16 protein-coding genes and 2 tRNA genes are annotated in these 19,503 nt (G+C 61.2%); 13 read left to right on the forward strand and 5 right to left on the reverse strand.

The window, feature by feature from the left end; all coding sequences use genetic code 11:
- The first annotated feature begins 42 nt into the window (after positions 1-42).
- On the forward strand, positions 43-657 hold the full coding sequence (locus BLR69_RS24255; RefSeq protein ID WP_058423469.1) for a trimeric intracellular cation channel family protein: 615 nt from the start codon (positions 43-45) through the stop codon (positions 655-657).
- Here BLR69_RS24255 and queG read toward each other — a convergent pair.
- The gene (gene queG, locus BLR69_RS24260) at positions 654-1,718 is read right to left on the reverse strand and encodes a tRNA epoxyqueuosine(34) reductase QueG (RefSeq protein ID WP_071497200.1); all 1,065 of its coding nucleotides are present in this window, start codon (positions 1,716-1,718) and stop codon (positions 654-656) included. The genes BLR69_RS24255 and queG overlap by 4 nt on opposite strands.
- Before the next feature lie 63 nt (positions 1,719-1,781).
- Here queG and BLR69_RS24265 point away from each other — a divergent pair, with 63 nt between their 5' ends.
- The 12 genes from BLR69_RS24265 to BLR69_RS24320 all read left to right on the forward strand — a co-directional run bounded on the left by BLR69_RS24265 (position 1,782) and on the right by BLR69_RS24320 (position 16,130).
- On the forward strand, positions 1,782-2,642 hold the full coding sequence (locus tag BLR69_RS24265; protein WP_071497201.1) for an NAD(P)H-hydrate dehydratase: 861 nt from the start codon (positions 1,782-1,784) through the stop codon (positions 2,640-2,642).
- Positions 2,630-3,100: a tRNA (adenosine(37)-N6)-threonylcarbamoyltransferase complex ATPase subunit type 1 TsaE gene (tsaE, locus tag BLR69_RS24270; protein WP_071497202.1), complete on the forward strand. Its 471-nt coding sequence runs from the start codon at positions 2,630-2,632 to the stop codon at positions 3,098-3,100. The genes BLR69_RS24265 and tsaE overlap by 13 nt, the downstream gene beginning before the upstream one ends.
- A gap of 15 nt (positions 3,101-3,115) precedes the next feature.
- Complete coding sequence (locus tag BLR69_RS24275; RefSeq protein ID WP_071497203.1) at positions 3,116-4,537, forward strand: N-acetylmuramoyl-L-alanine amidase; 1,422 nt, start codon at positions 3,116-3,118, stop codon at positions 4,535-4,537.
- A complete protein-coding gene (gene mutL, locus BLR69_RS24280; RefSeq protein ID WP_071497204.1) occupies positions 4,537-6,453 on the forward strand; it encodes a DNA mismatch repair endonuclease MutL in 1,917 nt (638 codons plus the stop codon). Before BLR69_RS24275 ends, mutL begins: the two co-directional genes overlap by 1 nt.
- A complete protein-coding gene (gene miaA / locus BLR69_RS24285) occupies positions 6,453-7,424 on the forward strand; it encodes a tRNA (adenosine(37)-N6)-dimethylallyltransferase MiaA (protein ID WP_071497205.1) in 972 nt (323 codons plus the stop codon). Before mutL ends, miaA begins: the two co-directional genes overlap by 1 nt.
- Before the next feature lie 94 nt (positions 7,425-7,518).
- Positions 7,519-7,779: an RNA chaperone Hfq gene (hfq, locus tag BLR69_RS24290; RefSeq protein ID WP_058423463.1), complete on the forward strand. Its 261-nt coding sequence runs from the start codon at positions 7,519-7,521 to the stop codon at positions 7,777-7,779.
- A gap of 12 nt (positions 7,780-7,791) precedes the next feature.
- On the forward strand, positions 7,792-9,093 hold the full coding sequence (gene hflX / locus BLR69_RS24295; RefSeq protein ID WP_071491677.1) for a ribosome rescue GTPase HflX: 1,302 nt from the start codon (positions 7,792-7,794) through the stop codon (positions 9,091-9,093).
- A 96-nt stretch (positions 9,094-9,189) separates the two neighbouring features.
- Positions 9,190-10,365, forward strand: coding sequence for an FtsH protease activity modulator HflK (hflK, locus tag BLR69_RS24300; RefSeq protein ID WP_071497206.1), 1,176 nt, complete (start codon positions 9,190-9,192; stop codon positions 10,363-10,365).
- On the forward strand, positions 10,365-11,231 hold the full coding sequence (gene hflC / locus BLR69_RS24305) for a protease modulator HflC (RefSeq protein ID WP_025857365.1): 867 nt from the start codon (positions 10,365-10,367) through the stop codon (positions 11,229-11,231). The genes hflK and hflC overlap by 1 nt, the downstream gene beginning before the upstream one ends.
- A 293-nt stretch (positions 11,232-11,524) precedes the next feature.
- Complete coding sequence (locus tag BLR69_RS24310) at positions 11,525-12,712, forward strand: ATP phosphoribosyltransferase regulatory subunit (protein ID WP_071497207.1); 1,188 nt, start codon at positions 11,525-11,527, stop codon at positions 12,710-12,712.
- Positions 12,713-12,766: 54 nt separating this feature from the next.
- Positions 12,767-14,056, forward strand: a complete 1,290-nt coding sequence (locus BLR69_RS24315) for an adenylosuccinate synthase (protein ID WP_010213605.1) — start codon at positions 12,767-12,769, stop codon at positions 14,054-14,056.
- A gap of 139 nt (positions 14,057-14,195) precedes the next feature.
- Entirely contained in the window at positions 14,196-16,130 is a 1,935-nt protein-coding gene (locus BLR69_RS24320) for a methyl-accepting chemotaxis protein (RefSeq protein WP_071497208.1), read from the forward strand.
- Between the two features lie 108 nt (positions 16,131-16,238).
- Here BLR69_RS24320 and BLR69_RS24325 read toward each other — a convergent pair whose 3' ends face one another.
- The 4 genes from BLR69_RS24325 to BLR69_RS24340 form a co-directional block, all read right to left on the reverse strand.
- On the reverse strand, positions 16,239-17,798 hold the full coding sequence (locus BLR69_RS24325) for an ABC transporter permease (RefSeq protein WP_071497209.1): 1,560 nt from the start codon (positions 17,796-17,798) through the stop codon (positions 16,239-16,241).
- Complete coding sequence (locus tag BLR69_RS24330) at positions 17,798-18,823, reverse strand: iron ABC transporter substrate-binding protein (protein ID WP_071497210.1); 1,026 nt, start codon at positions 18,821-18,823, stop codon at positions 17,798-17,800. Before BLR69_RS24330 ends, BLR69_RS24325 begins: the two co-directional genes overlap by 1 nt.
- Positions 18,824-18,968: 145 nt before the next feature.
- A tRNA-Leu gene (locus BLR69_RS24335) sits at positions 18,969-19,055 on the reverse strand.
- Positions 19,056-19,207: 152 nt separating this feature from the next.
- Positions 19,208-19,294: transfer RNA gene (locus BLR69_RS24340), tRNA-Leu, on the reverse strand.
- Between the last annotated feature and the right edge of the window lie 209 nt (positions 19,295-19,503).

A 19,503-nucleotide genomic window follows, 5' to 3' on the forward strand; every position in this document is an offset into this window, starting at 1 on the left:
AATGGTGAGCCCGCTCGCCACAGTTTTGCAAGGATCGCCCTCATGCTGCTGATGCTCTACCTCATCGCCATCACTGCCGAAGCCATGACTGGCGCGCTGTCCGCCGGGCGGCGGGGTATGGACTGGTTTGGTGTGGTGCTGATCGCCTGCGTGACGGCGCTGGGTGGCGGGTCGGTGCGCGATGTGCTGCTGGGGCATTACCCGCTGACCTGGGTCAAGCACCCGGAATACCTGGTGCTGACCTCCGTCGCCGCGCTGGTAACGATCTTTATCGCGCCGCTGATGCGCCGCCTGCGTTCGTTGTTCCTGGCATTGGACGCCCTGGGCCTGGTGGCCTTCACCCTGATCGGTTGCATGACCGCCCTGGAAATGGGCCACGGCATGTTGGTGGCATCGGTCAGCGGCGTGATCACCGGCGTTTTCGGTGGCATCCTGCGGGATATCTTCTGCAACGACATCCCGCTGATCTTCCGTCGTGAGCTATACGCCAGCGTGTCATTCCTCGCCGCTTGGTTCTACATGCTGTGCCTTTATCTGGAACTGCCCAGTGAGCAATCGATCCTGCTGACGCTGTTCAGCGGCTTTCTACTGCGCTTGCTGGCGATCCGTTTCCACTGGGAAATGCCCAAGTTCGTCTACAACGACGACGTGCACTAGCGGTTGGCGTGCTGGTTCAGCGCCCATTCCACATGTTCGCGCACCAGCTCCGAGGGATACTCCCGCCGCGCCTTCAAGGCTTCCAGCACCGGAATACTCGATGGTGCGTTGCCCAGGCCCACCGCCAGGTTGCGCAACCAGCGCTCATAGCCGGCGCGGCGCAGGGGTGAACCTTCGGTGCTGCTGAGGAATTTATCCTCGTCCCACATGAACAACTCGGCCAGTTCGGCGTTATCCAGGTTGTGGCGTGGCTTGAAATCGCTCTCTGTGGTGGCGCGGGCGAAACGATTCCATGGGCAAACGATCTGACAGTCATCGCAACCGAACACACGGTTGCCGATCAACGGGCGCAGGTCTTCGGGGATCGCGTTCTTGAGCTCGATGGTCAGGTAGGAAATGCAGCGCCGGGCGTCCAGCACGTAGGGGCCGACAAAGGCATTGGTGGGGCAGATGTCCAGGCAGGCGGTGCAGCGCCCGCAATGTTCGGTGCTATGAGGTTCGTCCACCGGCAGTGGCAGGTCTACAAACAACTCGCTCAAGAAGAAATAACTGCCGGCCTTGCGATTGAGCACCAGGGTGTTTTTGCCTATCCAGCCCAGCCCGGCTTTTTCGGCGATGGCTTTTTCCAGCACGGGTGCGCTGTCGACAAAGGCACGGAAGCCGAAGGGGCCGATCTGCGCTTGGATGCGGTCGGCCAGTTGCTGCACGCGCTTGCGGATCAGCTTGTGGTAGTCGCGGCCCAGGGCGTAACGCGAGATATAGGCTTTTTCCGGTTTGGCCAGCAGTTGCGCCATTTGTGTGTCGCCGGGCAGGTAGTCCATGCGCAGCGAAACCACGCGCAAGGTGCCGGGCACCAGCTCTTCCGGATGGGAGCGTTTGCTGCCATGGGCGCCCATGTAGTCCATCTCGCCGTGGTAACCCGCGTCGAGCCAGCGTTGCAGGTGCTGTTCATGCTCGGCCAGGTCCAGGCCGCTGATGCCGACTTGCTGAAAGCCCAGCTCGCGGCCCCAGTCTTTGATCGATTGGGCGAGGGCAGGCAGATCGGTGGTGATGGCAGGCATGAGACAAGGGAAACCGCAGGTTAGATAGGTATAATTCTGCCAGACATCGGAGCTTGAAGACGCATGCCGCAGACAAAACACGTAATAACCGACGTACAGCCGCTGTTGCACGGCCATTTGCCGCAACTCGCTGCACGTTCCCCAGACGCCCATAAAGGTCAGTTCGGCCACCTGTTGGTCATCGGTGGTGACCGCGGCTTTGGCGGCGCTGCGCTGCTGAGTGCCGAAAGCGCCCTGCGCAGCGGCGCGGGCATGGTGTCCCTGGCGACGCGCCTGGAACATGTGCCCGCCGCCCTCGCGCGCCTGCCGGAAGTCATGACCGTTGGGGTGAGTTCGGCCAATCAATTGATGGGCCTGCTGGAAAAGATCTCAGTCATCGTAATCGGACCGGGCCTGGGCGATGCTGCATGGGGTAAAAGCCTGTTGTCCGTCGCCGCCAACGCCAGCCAGCCGCAGGTGTGGGACGCCGACGCCTTGAATCAGCTCGCCACCGGCAATCTCAGGCTGCCGGCCGATTGCGTGATCACCCCGCATCCTGGGGAGGCTGCGCGCTTGTTGGGCGTGTCGACAGCCGAGGTTCAGGCCGATCGTCTTAAGGTGGCGCGCGCGTTGAGCCAGAAATTCAATGCAGTGGCTATCCTCAAGGGGGCTGGCAGTTTGATTGCCAGCCCGGATGGACGTGTTTCGCGCTGTGATCAAGGCCACCCGGCGATGGCAGGGGCTGGGCTGGGCGATGTGCTGGCCGGCCTGGTGGGTGCACTGCTGGCCCAGGGCATGCCCGCCTATGAGGCAAGCTGCCTGGCCGTGTGGTTGCACGCAACGGCGGGAGATCGCCAGGGGACGTTCGGTCGCGGGTTGGCCGCCAGTGACCTGATCCCTGCCATTCGTCAATTGCTGGAGGAACAGTCACCGTGTCTGAAGTAATTCTTTTCCTGGCCGATGAAGAGGCCATGGTTGCCTTCGGCCAGCGCATCGCCCAGGTCACGGCGGGAGCGGGGCTGATCTTTCTGGAAGGCGACCTGGGGGCGGGCAAAACCACGCTGTCCCGGGGGATCATTCGCGGGCTGGGCCACACGGGGGCGGTAAAAAGCCCGACGTTCACCCTGGTAGAACCCTACGAAATCGGCGACGTGCGAGCGTTCCATTTCGACCTCTATCGCCTGGTCGATCCCGAAGAACTGGAATACATGGGTATCCGGGATTACTTCGACGAAGATGCGCTGTGCCTGATCGAGTGGCCAGATAAAGGCACAGGCTTTTTGCCAAAGCCTGACCTGACCATTACCATTACGCCGCATGAGCATGGACGTCAGTTGAAGTTGTTGCCCCAGAGCGTGCGCGGCCAGTCGTGGTGCGCGGCTTTGGCATTGGAATTCAAATAATTGGTGGGGTTAGGTATGCGCTTTCGCGCGTTGGTTGCTGTCGTGGGGGTGTTGCTTGCGGCAATGACTGTCAATGCTCTGGCTGCTTCACAGGTGAAGAGTGTTCGCCTGTGGCGAGCGCCGGATAACACGCGACTGGTGTTCGACCTGTCTGGCCCGGTCCAGCACAGCGTCTTTACCCTGACGTCGCCTGATCGCCTGGTGATCGATATCAACGGCGCGACCCTGGCCGCGCCGTTGAAAGTCTCCACCGCCAACACCCCGATTACCGCCATGCGTTCGGCCCAACGCACGCCGACCGACCTGCGCGTGGTCATCGACCTGAAAAAGGTCGTGACCCCGAAAAGCTTCTCCCTGGCGCCCAACGCCCAGTACGGCAACCGGCTGGTGGTCGACCTGTTCGACAACGCCGCCGATGCCGCGCCGCCGCCTGCGCCCACCCCGAGCGTGGCAACGGTGCCGGCAGTGCCGGTGAACCCGTCGCAACCGCAGGTCAAGCTGCCACCGCCGCCACCGGCTCCGGCCGGCAAGCGCGACATCATCGTGGTCATCGACGCCGGTCACGGTGGTGAAGACCCGGGTGCTTCCGGCTCGCGCGGCCAGCATGAGAAAGACGTGGTACTCGCCATCGCCCGCGAACTGCAGCGCCAGGTCAATGGCATGAAGGGCTACCGCGCCGAGCTGACGCGTACCGGCGACTACTTCATCCCGCTGCGCGGCCGTACCGAAATCGCCCGCAAGAAAGGCGCCGACCTGTTTGTGTCGATCCACGCCGACGCCGCGCCTTCGGCCGCTGCCTTTGGCGCTTCGGTGTTTGCCCTGTCGGATCGCGGTGCGACCTCCGAGACCGCGCGCTGGCTGGCCGACAGCGAAAACCGATCCGACCTGATCGGCGGCGCCGGCAACGTGTCCCTCGATGACAAGGACAAAATGCTCGCCGGCGTGCTGCTCGACCTGTCGATGACCGCTTCGCTGACCTCCAGTTTGAACGTGGGCCAGAAGGTCTTGAGCAATATCGGTCGCGTCACGCCGTTGCACAAACAGCGCGTGGAACAAGCAGGCTTCATGGTACTGAAATCACCGGATATCCCCTCGATCCTGGTGGAAACCGGGTTTATCTCCAACTCCAACGAAGCCTCCAAACTGGCCACCGGCAGCCACCAGCAGGCGCTCGCCCGCTCTATCAGCGCCGGTATCCGCCAGTTCTTCCAGCAGAACCCGCCGCCGGGCACCTACATCGCCTGGCTGCGTGACTCGGGCAAAATCGCCCAGGGCCCGCGTGACCATCGCGTACAGCCCGGCGACACCCTGGCCATGCTGGCGGTGCGGTTCCAGGTGTCGGCCGCGACCTTGCGCAGCGCCAACAACCTGAAAACCGATGAATTGAAAGTCGGCCAGGTGTTGACCATCCCCGGCACTGAATTGGCGGCGCAGTAATGAGCGAATCACTCCTGAACAGCGGATCGCGCATTGAGCTGCTGAGCCCGCGCCTTGCCAACCAGATTGCCGCAGGCGAGGTGGTCGAGCGCCCGGCGTCGGTGATCAAGGAACTGCTGGAAAACAGCATCGACTCCGGCGCCAAGCGCATCGATGTCGATGTAGAGCAGGGCGGCGTCAAGCTGTTGCGCGTGCGTGACGATGGCGGCGGCATTTCCTCCGATGACTTGCCGCTGGCCCTGGCGCGTCACGCCACCAGCAAGATTCGCGACCTGGAAGACCTTGAGCGGGTGATGAGCCTGGGCTTTCGCGGTGAGGCGCTGGCCTCCATCAGTTCCGTGGCCCGCCTGACCCTGACCTCCCGCACCCGCAGCGCCGAACAAGCCTGGCAAGTGGAAACCGAAGGCCGCGACATGGCACCTCGGGTCCAGCCAGCGGCGCATCCGGTCGGCACCTCGGTGGAAGTGCGCGACCTGTTCTTCAACACCCCGGCGCGGCGCAAGTTTCTCAAGGCTGAAAAAACCGAATTCGATCACCTGCAGGAAGTCATCAAGCGCCTGGCCCTGGCTCGCTTCGATGTAGCGTTCCACCTGCGCCATAACGGCAAGACCATCCTCAGCCTGCATGAAGCCAATGATGACGCCGCGCGTGCGCGCCGGGTGTCGGCGATTTGTGGTGCGGGCTTCCTGGAGCAGGCGCTGCCGATTGAAATCGAGCGCAATGGCTTGCGGTTGTGGGGCTGGGTCGGGTTGCCGACGTTCTCCCGTAGCCAGGCGGACTTGCAGTATTTCTTCGTGAACGGCCGCGCGGTACGCGACAAGCTGGTGGCCCACGCGGTGCGCCAGGCTTATCGCGACGTGCTGTTCAACGGGCGTCACCCGACGTTCGTGCTGTTCTTTGAGGTCGACCCCTCGGTGGTGGACGTCAACGTGCACCCCACCAAGCACGAAGTGCGCTTTCGTGATGGTCGCATGGTGCATGACTTCCTCTATGGCACCTTGCACCGCACCCTGGGGGATGTGCGCCCGGATGATCAATTGTCCGCGCCCATTGTGACGGCAGTGGTCCGCCCGAGTGGCCCGGAGGCCGGTGAATTCGGTCCTCAGGGTGAAATGAGCCTGGCGGCAAACCTGCTGCAATCGCCGCAGTCGCAACTCTCGTATACCGCGCCGAATGCCGGCTCCGGCTCGGGTTATCAGTACCAATACACCCCGCGCCCGCAATCGGCGGTGCCGGTGGCCGAGGCCCAGGCCGCGTACCGCGAGTTTTTTGCACCGCTGCCGGGGGCTGAGCCGGGTGCCTCGGTCGCCTTGCCGGAGGGCGGTGGTGATATTCCGCCGCTGGGTTACGCGCTGGCGCAGCTGAAAGGCATCTATATCCTCGCGGAGAACGCCCACGGCCTGGTGCTCGTGGACATGCACGCCGCCCACGAGCGGATCATGTACGAGCGCCTCAAGATTGCCATGGCCAGTGAAGGCCTCAGCGGCCAGCCGTTGCTGGTGCCGGAGTCCCTGGCGGTCAGCCAGCGTGAGGCCGATTGTGCCGAAGAGCACCACGGCGTGTTCCAGAAGCTGGGCTTTGAATTGCAACGCCTGGGCCCGGAAACCCTGGCCATCCGCCAGATCCCCGCGCTGCTCAAGCAGGCCGAGGCCAACAGGTTGGTGGCAGACGTGCTGGCAGACCTGATGGAGTACGGCACCAGTGACCGCATCCAGGCGCACATCAACGAGCTGCTCGGCACCATGGCCTGTCACGGCGCCATCCGTGCCAACCGCCGCCTGGCCCTGCCGGAAATGAACGGCTTGCTGCGCGACATGGAAAACACCGAGCGCAGCGGGCAATGCAACCATGGCCGACCGACCTGGACCCAGATGGGCCTGGACGATCTGGACAAACTGTTCCTGCGCGGCCGTTGATGAGTGCCTTGCCCCCCGCGATCTTCCTGATGGGCCCCACGGCCGCCGGCAAGACCGACCTGGCCATCGAACTGACCAAGGTGCTGCCGTGCGAGCTGATCAGTGTCGACTCTGCCCTGGTTTACCGGGACATGGACATCGGCACCGCCAAGCCTTCGAAAGAGCTGCTGGCCCAGCATCCACACCGGCTGATCGACATCATCGACCCGTCCGAGAGCTATTCGGCTGCAGATTTCCGCACCGATGCACTCGCCGCCATGGCCGACATCACCGCGCGGGGCAATATTCCGCTGTTGGTCGGCGGTACGATGCTCTACTACAAGGCGTTGCAGGAAGGTCTGGCGGACATGCCGCCGGCCGACGCCCAGGTGCGCGCCGAGCTTGAGGAAGAGGCTGCACGCCTTGGCTGGCAAGCCCTGCACGATCAGTTGGCGGCGGTCGACCCGGTATCCGCCGCACGCATTCACCCCAATGACCCCCAGCGCCTCACCCGTGCCCTGGAAGTCTGGCGTGTGAGTGGGCATACCATGACTGAACACCGGCTGAAACAAAGTGCGCAAAGTGCTGACGCAGGCGCTTCGGGACAGTCACAATTGCCCTATACTGTGGCGAATCTGGCCATCGCTCCGGCAAATCGCCAGGTGCTGCATGAACGAATTGCACAAAGATTCACAATTATGTTGGAACAGGGGTTTGTGGACGAGGTCGTAGCTCTGCGTTCCAGAGGTGACCTGCATCCAGGGTTACCTTCGATACGTGCTGTAGGCTACCGCCAAGTCTGGGATCATCTGGATGGCAAGCTGACGTCAGCCGAAATGCAGGAACGCGGCATCATTGCCACGCGCCAATTGGCGAAACGCCAGTTCACCTGGTTGCGCAGCTGGAGCGATTTGCACTGGCTGGACAGCCTGGACAGCGACAATCTGTCACGCGCCTTGAAATACTTGGGAACGGTCTCCATATTGAGCTGAGTCCTTGCAATTGCCGTCTATCCTTGGGGGTGTGACGGCCATAAGCTATCTATTTTCCGATTTTTTATTATTGATCCTTAAAGGAGTGCGGCACATGTCAAAAGGGCATTCGCTACAAGACCCTTACTTGAATACTTTACGTAAAGAGAAAGTGGGGGTTTCCATCTATCTGGTCAACGGTATCAAGCTGCAAGGTACGATCGAGTCGTTCGACCAGTTCGTGATCCTGCTGAAAAACACCGTCAGCCAGATGGTCTACAAGCACGCTATCTCGACAGTCGTTCCAGTTCGTCCAATCCGTCTGCCTAGCGCAGCGGGTGATGAACAGGGTGACGTTGAGGCAGGTAACGCCTGATAGGAGTCTCCTTTGTTCTTTGAGCGCCACGGTGGTGGTGAGCGAGTGATCCTCGTTCACTTGGATGGACAGGACCCTGAGGCGCGCGAAGATCCGCAGGAGTTTCAGGAGTTGGCAAATTCGGCCGGCGCCGAGACCGTTGCGTTTTTTAACGTGCCGCGTCATCGGCCAACCGCCAAATTCCTGATTGGCAGCGGCAAGGTCGAGGAACTGCGCGACCTGGTCCACGCCGAAGAAGCCGATCTGGTGATCTTCAATCACATCCTCACGCCCAGTCAGGAACGTAACCTCGAACGTGTCTTCGAGTGTCGCGTGATCGACCGTACCGGTCTGATTCTCGATATTTTCGCCCAACGCGCACGTACACATGAGGGCAAGCTCCAGGTCGAACTGGCCCAGCTTGACCATATGAGCACCCGGCTGGTCCGCGGCTGGACTCACCTTGAGCGCCAGGGTGGCGGTATCGGTATGCGTGGCCCGGGTGAAACCCAGCTCGAAACCGACCGGCGCCTGCTGCGGGTTCGCCTGCGCCAGATCAAGGGCCGCCTCGAGAAAGTGCGCAGCCAGCGCGAGCAATCGCGGCGTGGCCGTTCCCGTGCGGATATCCCGACCGTGTCCCTGGTGGGTTATACCAACGCCGGCAAATCCACACTGTTCAACAACGTGACGAAATCGGACGTGTACGCGGCCGACCAACTGTTCGCTACCCTCGACCCGACCCTGCGCCGTCTGGACCTTGACGACCTGGGACCGATTGTCCTGGCCGATACCGTGGGTTTCATTCGTCACTTGCCGCACAAGCTGGTCGAGGCATTTCGGTCTACGCTCGAAGAGTCGAGCAATTCCGACCTGCTGTTGCACGTGATCGATGCGGCCGAACCGGATCGCATGTTGCAGATTGAACAGGTGATGCTGGTGCTGGGCGAGATTGGTGCCCAGGACTTGCCGATCCTCGAGGTCTATAACAAACTCGATTTGCTTGAAGGCGTTGAGCCACAAATCCAGCGCGATGAGAACGGCAAGCCCCAGCGGGTCTGGCTGTCGGCGCGTGACGGCAGTGGTCTCGAGTTGCTTGAACAGGCCATTGCCGAGTTGCTCGGCAGCGATTTGTTTGTTGGCACCTTGCGCTTGCCCCAGCGTTTTGCTCGACTGCGTGCACAGTTTTTCGAGTTGGGCGCGGTACAGAAAGAGGAACACGACGAAGAAGGTGTCAGCTTGCTGGCCGTTCGATTGCCGCGCTCGGAGCTGAATCGGCTGGTCAGCCGTGAAGGCGTGGTACCGACAGAGTTCATCGAACAACACACTTTGCAATAAAAGCCTCCTAAAGCGGTTGTGCCGCAGTGGCAGGCATTCTGTAGCATTGGTCGGCGCGCCGTGGGTGCGTCTTTGCTTTATCAGATGGAGAGCGCTATGGCTTGGAATGAGCCGGGTGGCAACTCGAATAATCAGGATCCTTGGGGTGGTAAACGCCGCAATAATGGCGACCGCAAGGGGCCACCAGATCTCGACGAGGCCTTCCGAAAGCTGCAGGAAAGCCTGAATGGGTTGTTCGGTGGTGGAAAAAAACGTGGTGGTGACGACGGCGGTCGCACAAGCAAGGGCGGTGGCTATGGCCTGCTGGGCCTGGGTCTTGTCGTGCTGGCGGCCGTATGGCTGTACAGCGCCGTTTACGTGGTGGACGAGCAGGAGCAGGCCGTGGTGCTGCGCTTCGGTAAGTACTACGAGACTGTCGGCCCGGGCCTGAACATCTACTTCCCGCCGATCGACAAGAAGTACATGGAGAACGTCACGCGTGAGCGTGCCTACACCAAGCAGGGCCAGATGCTGACCGAAGACGAGAACATCGTCGAAGTGCCGCTGACCGTGCAGTACAAGATCAGCAACCTGCAGGACTTCGTGCTGAACGTTGATCAGCCGGAGATCAGCCTGCAACACGCTACTGAAAGCGCCCTGCGCCATGTCGTCGGTTCGACTGCGATGGACCAGGTGCTGACCGAAGGTCGTGAATTGATGGCCAGCGAGATCAAGGAGCGCCTGCAACGGTTCCTCGATACCTATCGCACCGGTATCACCGTCACCCAGGTGAACGTACAGAGCGCAGCCGCACCGCGTGAAGTACAGGAAGCCTTCGACGACGTGATCCGCGCCCGTGAAGACGAGCAGCGTTCGCGCAACCAGGCTGAAACCTACGCCAACGGCGTCGTGCCGGAAGCTCGTGGTCAGGCCCAGCGCATCCTCGAGGATGCCAACGGTTACCGCGACGAAGTGGTCTCCCGCGCCAAGGGTGAGGCGGATCGCTTTACCAAGCTGGTCGCCGAGTACCGCAAGGCACCTGAAGTGACCCGTGAGCGTCTGTACCTGGACACCATGCAGGAAGTCTTCAGCAACACCAGCAAGGTTCTCGTGACCGGCAGCAAAGGTGGGCAGAACAACCTGCTGTACCTGCCGCTGGACAAGATGATCGAAGGGGGCCGTAGCGGTACCAGCGCGCCGTCCACCAGTTCGAATGCCGCTGCCAATGAAGCGAGCGCCCGTGCGGCCGCTGACTTGCTGCAACAGCAAACACGTACCAGGGAGAGTCGTTGATGAGCAATAAATCGCTGACAGCCCTGATTGTGGGCGTCGTCGTGGTCATCGCTGCCTGGAACTGCTTCTACATCGTGGCTCAGACCGAGCGTGCGGTGCTGCTGCAATTCGGTCGCGTGGTCCAGGCGGATGTCCAGCCGGGCCTGCATGTGAAGGTCCCCTACGTCAACCAGGTGCGCAAGTTCGACGCCCGCCTGATGACCCTGGATGCACCGACACAGCGCTTCCTGACCCTGGAAAAGAAAGCCGTGATGGTTGACGCCTACGCCAAGTGGCGCGTCAAGGATGCCGAGCGCTTCTACACCGCGACCTCCGGCCTCAAGCAGATTGCCGATGAGCGTTTGTCGCGCCGTCTGGAATCGGGCCTGCGTGACCAGTTTGGTAAGCGCACCCTGCACGAGGTGGTCTCGGGTGAGCGTGATGCGCTGATGGCTGACATCACCCGTTCGCTGAACACCATGGCGGAAAAAGAGCTGGGCATCGAAGTGGTCGATGTTCGGGTCAAGGCCATCGACCTGCCGAAGGAAGTGAACCGCAGCGTGTTCGAGCGCATGAGCACCGAGCGTGAGCGTGAAGCCCGTGAGCACCGCGCCAAGGGTAACGAACTGGCTGAAGGTATCCGTGCGGATGCTGACCGTCAGCGTCGTGTACTGTTGGCCGAAGCGTATCGCGAGTCTGAAGAGGCCCGTGGTGATGGCGACGCTCAAGCTGCGGCGATCTACGCCAAGGCCTACGGCCAGGACCAGGAGTTCTACGCGTTCTACCGTAGCCTTCGTGCCTACCGTGAAAGCTTTGCGAACAAAACCGACGTCATGGTGCTGGACCCAAGTAGCGATTTCTTCCGCTACCTGGAAAAAGCCAAGTAATCAGCTCGTCACTGTGTAGGAAGCACTCCGTCGGGCGGCTAAAACGCCTGGCGGGGTGATCCTTTCAGAAAACGGGTGTATGATGCGGCAGCCGGGAAATTCCCGGCTTTTTTGCGTCTGCATGTTTGATTCGGCAGGCGTGACAGGTTTTTCGAGGAAAGTGCCCGACGAGGCCGATTTCAGGCCGTTCGTCACGTCGCTCTTGCGCGTGGTTTATGCAGGCGGCGGGTGTTTTCTGCTTCACTCAAGGCTCGGCCGAGGGCTGGCCGCCCGGATCATAGGGGAATGGCGTAATGGCAACGGTAGACCGCTGGCTGCTGCCAGATGGCATCGAAGAAGTACTGCCACCAGAAGCTGCGCGCATTGAAGTAGCGCGTCGTCAGGTGTTGGATCTGTTCCAGAGCTGGGGTTACGAGTTTGTCGTGACCCCCCATATCGAGTACCTGGAATCCCTGCTGACCGGCGCGGGCCAGGACCTGGATCTGCGCACCTTCAAGGTCATCGACCCGCAGTCGGGCCGTCAGATGGGGTTCCGTGCCGACATCACGCCGCAAGTGGCACGCATCGATGCGCACACCCTGCGTCGTGAAGGTCCAAGCCGTCTGTGCTACGCCGGCAGCGTGCTGCACGCACAGCCGCGTGCCTTGTCGTCGTCCCGTAGCCCGATCCAGTTGGGCGCCGAGTTGTACGGCGATGCCAGCCCGAGCAGCGACGTTGAAGTGATCAGCTTGATGCTGGCCATGCTGCAATTGGCCGATGTGCCGGATGTCCACATGGACCTGGGTCACGTGGGTATCTACCGTGGCTTGGCCCGTGCGGCCGGATTGTCCGGTGAAGTGGAACAACAGCTGTTCGATGCCCTGCAACGCAAGGCCATCGATGAAGTGATCGCCCTCACGGCCGGCGTGCCTGCCGACCTGGCAGACATGCTGCGTGCACTGGTCAACCTGTGCGGCGGCCGTGAAGTGCTGGTGGCGGCGCGTGAGCGTCTGGCCAATGCGCCGGAGCCGGTACGGGCAGCGCTGGATGACGTGCTGGCGATTGCCGAGCAGTTGTCGGCGCGCTTCCCGCAGTTGCCGCTGTACTTTGATCTGGGTGAGTTGCGCGGCTACCACTACCACACCGGTGTAGTGTTCGCCGTATTTGTACCGGGTGTTGGCCAGGCCATCGCCCAAGGCGGTCGTTATGACGATATCGGCGCCGACTTCGGTCGTGCGCGTCCGGCCACCGGCTTTTCCACCGATTTGAAAACCCTGGTGACCCTGGGGCGTGCTGAGGTCGAGCTGCCGTCTGGTGGCATCTGGATGCCCGACAGTACGGACGCAGCACTCTGGCAGCAGGTTTGCCAGTTGCGCAGTGAGGGTCAGCGTGTTGTCCAGGCCTTGCCTGGCCAGCCATTGGCCGCCGCCCGTGAAGCGGACTGCGACCGGCAATTGATTCTGCAGAACGGGCTTTGGCAAGTATCGCCACTGGCTTCTTGAGTTTTCCTGCCGGCCATCGCCGGCACCAAGTTTGCGCGAATGAGGACAAGTGTTATGGGTAAGAATGTCGTAGTCCTGGGCACCCAATGGGGTGATGAGGGCAAAGGCAAGATCGTTGATCTGCTGACCGAACATGCTGCCGCCGTAGTGCGCTACCAAGGTGGCCACAACGCTGGCCACACCCTGGTCATCGATGGCGAAAAAACCGTCTTGCACCTGATCCCGTCGGGCGTACTGCGCGAAGGCGTGCAGTGCCTGATCGGCAACGGCGTGGTGGTTGCACCTGACGCCCTGCTGCGTGAGATCACCAAGCTGGAAGAGAAAGGCGTACCAGTGCGCGAGCGCCTGCGTATCAGCCCGTCCTGCCCGCTGATCCTGTCCTTCCACGTTGCGCTGGACCAGGCCCGTGAAAAGGCCCGTGGCGAGCTGAAGATCGGCACTACCGGTCGTGGCATCGGCCCGGCCTACGAAGACAAGGTTGCACGTCGTGGCCTGCGTGTGGGCGACCTGCTCAACATGCCGCGCTTTGAAGACAAGCTGCGTGAACTGGTGGATTACCACAACTTCATGCTGGTCGGTTATTACAAAGAACCGGCCATCGAGTTCGAAAAGACTCTGGCCGAGTGCAAGGAATACGCCGAGCTGCTCAAGCCGCTGATGCTGGATGTTACTGCCGAGCTGCACGACCTGCGTCGCGCCGGCAAAGACATCATGTTCGAAGGCGCCCAAGGCTCCCTGTTGGACATCGACCACGGCACCTACCCGTACGTGACCAGCTCGAACACCACTGCTGGCGGCGTTGCCACGGGTTCGGGCGTTGGCCCGATGTTCCTGGACTACATCCTGGGCATCACCAAGGCCTATACCACCCGTGTCGGTTCGGGGCCGTTCCCGACTGAACTGTTCGACGAAGTCGGTGCGCACCTGGCCAAGCAAGGTCACGAGTTCGGCGCGACCACCGGCCGTGCCCGTCGTTGCGGCTGGTTCGACGCCGTTATCCTGCGTCGCGCTATCGATGTGAATAGCATCTCGGGCATCTGCCTGACCAAGCTGGACGTGCTCGACGGCCTGGAAACCATCAACATCTGCATCGGCTACAAAGATGCCGAAGGCAAGGACGTTGCTCCGACCGACGCCGACAGCTATGTGGGCCTGCAGCCTGTGTACGAAGAAGTGCCGGGCTGGACCGAATCGACCGTGGGCGCCAAGACCCTGGAAGAACTGCCGGCTAACGCCCGCGCCTACATCAAGCGTGTTGAAGAGCTGATCGGTGCGCCGATCGACATTATTTCGACAGGTCCGGACCGCAACGAAACCATCGTTCTGCGTCATCCGTTCGCTTAATAAGCTGTTGATGTAAAAAGCAAAGGGCTCCTTCGGGAGCCCTTTGTCGTTTCTGTCGCTCGGGCGGCACGACCCTTGCTTCGGTTCTTTCTTTCGCGGTGCTATCAAATTAATGGCACCCGTGGTGGAGGGATTCCCGATGTCTGCCGTTCTCTCATTGTTACAAAGCCGTCTATTGCGGCCAGTGTTCGTTACCCTAGGTATCGCTCTTTTGGTGCAAGTGCTGGTGGCGGTCGCCCTGACGCGAAGCACGGTCACGGCACTGGAGGCTGATTTAGGCAATCGCCTGGGTGTCGACAGCCAGAAGCTGTCCGGCGAATTGGCCCAGGCTGGCAAGGAAGTCACGTCCAGTCTCGATAGCTTGTCTACAAGCACCCGTCAGCGTCTGACCGCAGGGCTATCGACCCGTTTGCAGGAAGAGCAGAAGCAGCTGCGTGCGACCCTTGAAAAAGACCTGAAAGACTCTGCCAATGACATGGCGCAACTGCTGGCCTCGGTGGCGCCCCGCGCCATGTGGGACAGCGACGTGCCGACGCTGTCGGAGTTCGCGCGGCGCGCCCAGCGCAATCCCAACGTGCTGTTCGTGGTGTATGACGACGCGGCGGGCGAGCACCTGACTCGCTACCTGAACCGTGAAAACCCGATCAACCAGGCGCTGTTGGACAAGGGCAAGGGGGATCGTGCCCTGGATAAAGTGCTGGATGCGGCCAAAGATGATCCTTCGGTGTTTTACGTGGAGGCGTCCATCAGCCCCAATGGCGTAGAAATCGGCAAGGTGCGCATGGGGGTTTCGACGGCGGCGGTCGAGGCGGACCTGCAAGCGCTTGATAAACGTTTTGCGGCGCTGATCGCCAGTGGAGATCAACTGGTTGGCGACAGCCTCAAGGGCGCGGCCGCCGACAGCGCTGCCGCCATGGGCGCCCGCCTGCAATCTGCGCAAGCCACAGCCACCCAGATGACGGCCAACACCACCAGCGCCGTTCAGGACGCTGCCGGCACCCTGCGCTGGCGTATCGGCATGGGGCTCGCGCTGGTTGGTCTTGGCGTATTGCTGTTGATCGCTGTGGTGCTGGGGCGCCGTGTGGTCAACCGCCTGAAGCTGTTGATCGCGGCCATGGATGATTTGGCAGCGGGCGAGGGTGACCTCACCAAGCGTGTGCAGATCAGCAGCAAGGACGAAATCGGCGACATGGCGTCGGCGGTCAATCGCTTTGTGGATAAGTTGCAGCCCATTGTGCGTGAGGCAGGGGATGTGGCCCAGCGTACGGGTGTGGAAATCGGTGCCATGACCCTGCGCAACGCGGGTGCCGATGCGGCCGCCGGCTTGCAGCGCGATGAGGTGGCCGAAAGTCTGCGTGCGCTTTCGCAGATGGCGGATGAAGCTCAGGCTGAAAGCCACGCCATGCAGGCGGCGTTGCAGCAGGTGGTGGATATCCGCCAGGCCACGGACGAGAACTCGCGCACTTCGGCTGAAGTCGGTAGCTTGATCGAAGCGCTGGCGGGGCAGGTACAGGCAGGCTCTATGGTGATCGAGCGCCTCGCCCAGCAAAGCGAGCAGATCGAGGTGGTGTTGACTGTCATTCACGGCATTGCCGAGCAAACCAACCTGTTGGCACTCAACGCGGCGATCGAAGCGGCGCGTGCCGGTGAGACCGGGCGCGGTTTTGCGGTGGTGGCGGATGAGGTGCGTGCGCTGGCGAGCAAGACCCAAAGCTCCACCGGCGATATCCAGGCGCATATCGTGGCGTTGCAGCAAGGCGCGCGGGAGGCGGTGGAAACCATTAGTAAGGCTGGGCGCCAGGCAAATGAAGGCTTGCTGGTGCTGCGTGACAGTGTGCGTTTGCAGCAAACGGTACAGGCGTCGGTGGAGCAGGTGCATGCCGCGATTGGTTTGGCGACGCGTGCAGCCGAGCACCAGGCCCAGGGCGCCCATGCGGTGCGCGGCCGGGTCGAGGTGATCCATGCCCAGGCCGAGCGTGCCGCGCAGGCGGTGGTGGAGACCACGGCCAGTGGCAAGGTGCTGGATGGGTTGGCGGCGCAGTTGAAGGCGAGCCTTGGGCAGTTCAGGGCGTAGTGTTGCCTGTGCCGGCCTCATCGGGGGCAAGCCCCCTCCCACATTTGTCAGCATTCCAAAGCTGGAACTCGGTCAACTGTGGGAGGGGGCTTGCCCCCGATAGCGGTCTCAACGGCTCAGATACATCCGCGTCGTGAGCAGATAAACCGGCAACCCCGACACCACGATCAACAGCGCCGCATAAGGCGCCGCCGCCGCAAATTCCACATTCGAAGTATGCGCCCACACCGCCGTCGCCAAGGTATTCAAGCCGGTTGGGCTGAGCAGCAGCGTCGCCGTCAATTCCTTCATCGCATCCAGGAATACCAGCGCAAATGCTGCGCCGAGGGCCGGGAAAATAATCGGCAGCGTCACCCGACAAAATGCACTGAATGACGAAGCACCCAGCGTGCGTGCAGCCTCTTCAAGCTGCGGCGCCGCCTTGTTCAGCGCCGTACGAATCGGTGCCTGGGCCAGCGGCAAAAACAAAAGCGCATAAGCAATCAGCAACAACGCCGAGGTCTGGTACAGCGCTGGCACGTAATGCAGGGCGAAATACACCAGGCTCAGTGCGATCACCAGGCCGGGCAAGGCGTGCAGCAAGTAAGGCAGGCGCTCGGCCCAGATCGCCAGTTGGCCTTTGTAGCGCACTACCAGAAGCCCCACCGGCACCGCCAATACCAGGCAAAGCGCGGCGCCGCCGAGCGACAGCGCCAGGGAGGACAGCAACGCCTCACTGATCTCGGCCAGCGGAAATGCAGCCGACGAACCTACCGCCAGCCAATAACCGAGCATCCCCAGGGGAATGCCACTGCCGATGATCGCCAGCGCCAGGCAATACACCTGGCCCAGTGGCGCCCACTTACCCAATCGAACCTGCTCCGCATGTCGCGCTGCGCCCTGGCCAATGCGCACGTGCCGGCCTTTGCCGCGCACGCGCAGCTCCAGCCACAGCAGCGTCAGGCACATCACCAGCAGCACGGCCGACAGCATCGCAGCATTCGCATTGCTGAATTCCAGCTCGAACTGTTGGTAGATCGCGGTGGTGAAGGTCTGCAACCCAATGATTGACAGCGCACCGAACTCCACCAGCATGTGCAGCGCGATCAGCAATGCTCCAGCCAGCAGCGAGGGCCACAACAACGGCAAAGTCACGCGAAAGAAGATGCCCCAGCGGTTCAGTCCCAGGGTACGGGCCGACTCTTCCAGTGCGGGATCAAGATTGCGCAGCGTTGCCGCCACCGGCAAGAACACCAGCGGATATTTTGACAGGCTCATCACCAGGATCGCCCCGCCGAGCCCTTCGAAGCTGGCGCTCAACGACACCCAGGTAAAGCTGCTGACAAATGCCGGCACCGCAAACGGCAGGCACAGGATCACGCCCCAGATGCGCCGCCCCGGCAGGTTGCTGCGCTCCAGCAACCAAGCCAGGGACAGGCCGATCACGCCGCACGCTACCGTTACCCCGACCATCAGCGCCAGGGTGTTGCGCAGCAACCCAAACACATACGGTCGCCACAGCAGATGCACCGCTTCCGCCCAGCCCGCTTGCCAGGCTTTGGTGCCGACGTACGCCAGCGGCAGTAGGCTCAAGCCAACCAGAAATAGCACCGGTAGCAACAGCCAGATCGACGGGCGCTTGCGCCGTGGGCTGAACCCTGTGCGCAGGGCGGGTAGCGATGGGTTCATCAGTTCAAGCCAACGTCACGTTCCAGGTCCAGGGCTTCTTCGGCATTGCCCAGGTCGGCCGGGGTGACTTTCGGCGGTTGCAGCTCGCTGAAAGGCTTGAGGCCGCGATTGGATTCCATACCCTTGCGCAGCGGATATTCGGCCGAGGTATTGGTGATCACGCGCTGGCCTTCTTCGCTGGCCATGAATGCCAACAATTGCTGGGCTTCCTTGGGGTGCTTGCTGGATTTCAGCGCGGCAGCCGAGGACACCGTGATCAGGCCGCCGGCGTCGCCATTGGTGAAGTAGTGCAGTTGGGAATCCAGATTGGTCTTTTCTTTCTTTAGGGCGAACCAGTAGTAGTTGTTCACCAGAACGGTGGCCACTTCGCCGTTTTCGACGGCTTTCAGCGCAACCATGTTGTTGCTGTACACCTTGCCGAAGGCGCGCAGGCCGGTCAGCCATTCTTCAGCCGCTTCGCGACCGTGCAGCTTGATGATCGCCACGGCTTGTTCCTGGAACGCGCCGCTGGTCGGCACGAAGCCGACCTTGCCTTGCCACTCGGGGCCGGCAAAGTCGAGTACCGATTTGGGCAGGTCTTTTTCAGCAATCAGCTTCGGATTGAACGCAACGACACGGGTGCGTGCGGTCACGCCCATCCAGTCGCCGTTGGCGCCGACATAATCCTTGGGTAGTACGTCGAGGGTGCTGGCGTCGATCCTGGCCAGCAGGCCTTGCTCGCCGAGTTTGTTCAGCGGCGGCGATTCTTCGGTGTAGATCACGTCGGCGGGGGAGCGGTCGCCTTCTTCGACGACCTGGCTGGCCAGCTGGTTGCTGCTGCCTTTGCGCACGTTGACGTGGATGCCGGTCTTGGCTTCGAAGGCCTTGGCGAGTTCGTCGCCGACTTCTTTGTGCTGGCCGTTGTACAGGGTCAGGGAGACCTTGTCGGCGCAATAGGCGGTGGGGGAGAGCAAGGTCAGGCCGAGCAGAGTGAGGGTCAGGCCACGCAGAAGGGATGTCTTGAGACGGGTATCGCGGATGGTCATCCGAAGTTTTCCTCGCTTGTGTGCAACAAATCATTGCAAGGATAAACGATAAAGTTTCTCAGGTGCGGATGCAGGCGGAAATCGACTGGGAAGTTTTCAAACCCCGGAAACGAAAAAACCCGCTTTCGCGGGTTTGATCTGAATTTGGTGCCCAGGAGAAGACTCGAACTTCCACGACCTTGCGATCACCAGCACCTGAAGCTGGCGTGTCTACCAATTTCACCACCTGGGCATTATCAACAACGCTTGCGCTGTTGATGGAGCGAACTATACGGAGGGCTTTTTGATCTGTAAACCCCTGATTCAAAAAAATAAATCAAGTTTTCCGTTAAAAATCAGAGCCTTGAAACGAAAAAACCCGCTTTCGCGGGTTTGATCTGAATTTGGTGCCCAGGAGAAGACTCGAACTTCCACGACCGTAAGGTCACCAGCACCTGAAGCTGGCGTGTCTACCAATTTCACCACCTGGGCATTATCAAACAACGTTGCCGTCGTCGATGGCGCGCACTATACGGAGGGGATTTTAAGCTGTAAACCCCCGCCACGAAAAAAGCCTGGAAAATTTCGCCAGTGGTCGTGCAAGGTGCCTGTTGCGGGCTGCAAAGGGCTTTAAAAGGCTTGTTGACGTCTGAAATTTCCCGTTTCAATACGCGTATGCCAAACTAACCCGCATATAGACA

Origin of the sequence: Pseudomonas azotoformans (genome assembly GCF_900103345.1) — a bacterium.
In the GTDB taxonomy this organism is placed as follows: domain Bacteria; phylum Pseudomonadota; class Gammaproteobacteria; order Pseudomonadales; family Pseudomonadaceae; genus Aquipseudomonas; species Aquipseudomonas azotoformans.

What these genes read in the sequence shown, in the direction of transcription:
- BLR69_RS24255 (WP_058423469.1), top strand. Translation starts at nt 43, where the DNA reads ATGCTGCTGATGCTCTACCTCATCGCCATCACTGCCGAAGCCATGACT.
- queG (WP_071497200.1), bottom strand. Translation starts at nt 1,718, where the DNA reads ATGCCTGCCATCACCACCGATCTGCCTGCCCTCGCCCAATCGATCAAA.
- BLR69_RS24265 (WP_071497201.1), top strand. Translation starts at nt 1,782, where the DNA reads ATGCCGCAGACAAAACACGTAATAACCGACGTACAGCCGCTGTTGCAC.
- BLR69_RS24275 (WP_071497203.1), top strand. Translation starts at nt 3,116, where the DNA reads ATGCGCTTTCGCGCGTTGGTTGCTGTCGTGGGGGTGTTGCTTGCGGCA.
- mutL (WP_071497204.1), top strand. Translation starts at nt 4,537, where the DNA reads ATGAGCGAATCACTCCTGAACAGCGGATCGCGCATTGAGCTGCTGAGC.
- miaA (WP_071497205.1), top strand. Translation starts at nt 6,453, where the DNA reads ATGAGTGCCTTGCCCCCCGCGATCTTCCTGATGGGCCCCACGGCCGCC.
- hfq (WP_058423463.1), top strand. Translation starts at nt 7,519, where the DNA reads ATGTCAAAAGGGCATTCGCTACAAGACCCTTACTTGAATACTTTACGT.
- hflK (WP_071497206.1), top strand. Translation starts at nt 9,190, where the DNA reads ATGGCTTGGAATGAGCCGGGTGGCAACTCGAATAATCAGGATCCTTGG.
- hflC (WP_025857365.1), top strand. Translation starts at nt 10,365, where the DNA reads ATGAGCAATAAATCGCTGACAGCCCTGATTGTGGGCGTCGTCGTGGTC.
- BLR69_RS24310 (WP_071497207.1), top strand. Translation starts at nt 11,525, where the DNA reads ATGGCAACGGTAGACCGCTGGCTGCTGCCAGATGGCATCGAAGAAGTA.
- BLR69_RS24315 (WP_010213605.1), top strand. Translation starts at nt 12,767, where the DNA reads ATGGGTAAGAATGTCGTAGTCCTGGGCACCCAATGGGGTGATGAGGGC.
- BLR69_RS24320 (WP_071497208.1), top strand. Translation starts at nt 14,196, where the DNA reads ATGTCTGCCGTTCTCTCATTGTTACAAAGCCGTCTATTGCGGCCAGTG.
- BLR69_RS24325 (WP_071497209.1), bottom strand. Translation starts at nt 17,798, where the DNA reads ATGAACCCATCGCTACCCGCCCTGCGCACAGGGTTCAGCCCACGGCGC.
- BLR69_RS24330 (WP_071497210.1), bottom strand. Translation starts at nt 18,823, where the DNA reads ATGACCATCCGCGATACCCGTCTCAAGACATCCCTTCTGCGTGGCCTG.